We start from the raw sequence: 1508 nt of genomic DNA, 5'->3' as shown, positions 1-1508 counted from the left end.
CTTCCTAAGACCGCTTGGCCTCCGACTTGCTCGAGCCCCGCGAACAGCGCCTCGGCGCGCGCCGCGAGCGCGGCCTGCCGTGCGCGCAGCTCGGCGACGCGGCCGGGGCGCGCCCGCAGCGTGAGGAAGCGGCGCGCCTCGCGCCACGCCTCCGCCCACCCCTCGGTGGTCGTCAGCGACAGCAGGAGCAGCGGCGGCACGAGCAGCAGCGTCGCCAGCGCGGCCCACCCGCCGACGGCCGCCCACGCGAGCCCGGCGAGCAGCAGCGTCCACGCGAGGAAGAGCAGCGCGCCGACGAGCGCCTTGGCCGTCGCGCGCACGTCCGACGCCTCGCTGCCGGGGAACAGCATCGCGACGCGCCCCGTGAGCTGGTACGGCACATAGCCGAGCGCCGCCCCGACGGCGGCGAGCGCGCCGAGCACGGGGAGGTGCAGCCGCCGCACCGCCCACCCGGCCGCGGTCCCCAGGTCGGTCGGCTCGGCGAGGTCGGCGGGGGTGAGCCGCAGCGCGCCGAGCAGCCGGCGGTGGCGACGGAGCTCCTCGCCCAGGGCCGCCGCCTCGTGGCGCAGCGCCTCCAGCACCGGGGGCGGCGCGGCCGCGTCGTCGCGCAGCCGCGCCAGCAGCTCGGCGCCGAGCCGCCGCCGCCCCAACCGCGCGGCGCCCGACGCCGTCGCCCCCGCCGCGGCGGCGTGCACCTCGTCGGCGAGCGCCACCAGCCGCGCGTCCTCCCACGTCCCGAAGCTCGCCGTCACCGAGTGCAGCGCCGCGCCGATGCGGGCGGTGAGCGCGCGCACGCGCGCCGGCTCCCCCGGCGCGGCGCCGGCGCGCGCGTCGCGCACGGCCTCGGCGGCCAGGTCGTCCCACGCCACCGGCGCGCCGATCGCGAGCAGCCCCGCCGAACGGAAGATCGCGCGGTCGTCGAGCGTGATGCCGACGGGGACGATCGGGAACGCGCCGCCGAGCGCCGCCGCGGTCTGCAGCGCGAGTCGCGCGGCGCCCGTCTTGAGCGGCGCCAGCCCGGGCTGGGCGTGGCTGATCCCCTCGGGGAAGAGGGCGATCGCGTCCCCCGCGACCAGCGCGGCCTCGGCGGCGCGGAAGGTGTCGTCGTTCGCGGCCGATCTGGCCTGCCCCGAGCCGTTGGGCGACGCATCCTGCTGGCGGTGCACGGGGATCGCGCCGCTGGCGCGCACCAGCCAGCCGACGTTGCGGTCGGTGAACAGCGGCGCCTTGGCGAGGAAGCGCGCCGGGCGCCCGACGGCGAGCGTCACCATCGCCGGGTCGAGCAGCGAGTTCGGGTGGTTCGCGACGACGAGCAGCGGCCCCTCGGCCGGCGGCGGCGCGCCCTCGACCTGCAGCCGGTAGTACGTGCGCGCGACGAACGCCGCGAAGCGCGCGACCTGGTGGTGGACCGGCATTCAGCGCGGGCGCAGCGCGTCGCGCAGCGCGTCGGTCACGCGCCGCCACGCCGGCAGCACGTCGGCGGGCGCCGGCGGCGGCAGGTCGGCGGG

General features: G+C 79.5%; 1 protein-coding gene. It reads right to left on the bottom strand.

Annotated elements, in window-relative coordinates; genetic code table 11:
- Window positions 1-1415, bottom strand: a 1415-nt coding sequence (locus PYV61_RS25195) for a 1-acyl-sn-glycerol-3-phosphate acyltransferase (RefSeq protein WP_275836636.1), incomplete at its 3' end; no start/stop codon positions are given.
- Between the last annotated feature and the right edge of the window lie 93 nt (window positions 1416-1508).

Source organism: Roseisolibacter sp. H3M3-2 (assembly GCF_029211165.1).
Taxonomy (GTDB): Bacteria; Gemmatimonadota; Gemmatimonadetes; order Gemmatimonadales; family Gemmatimonadaceae; genus Roseisolibacter.
Note: the sequence above shows the minus strand (reverse complement) of the source record. Positions and strands in the feature narration are given on the sequence as shown.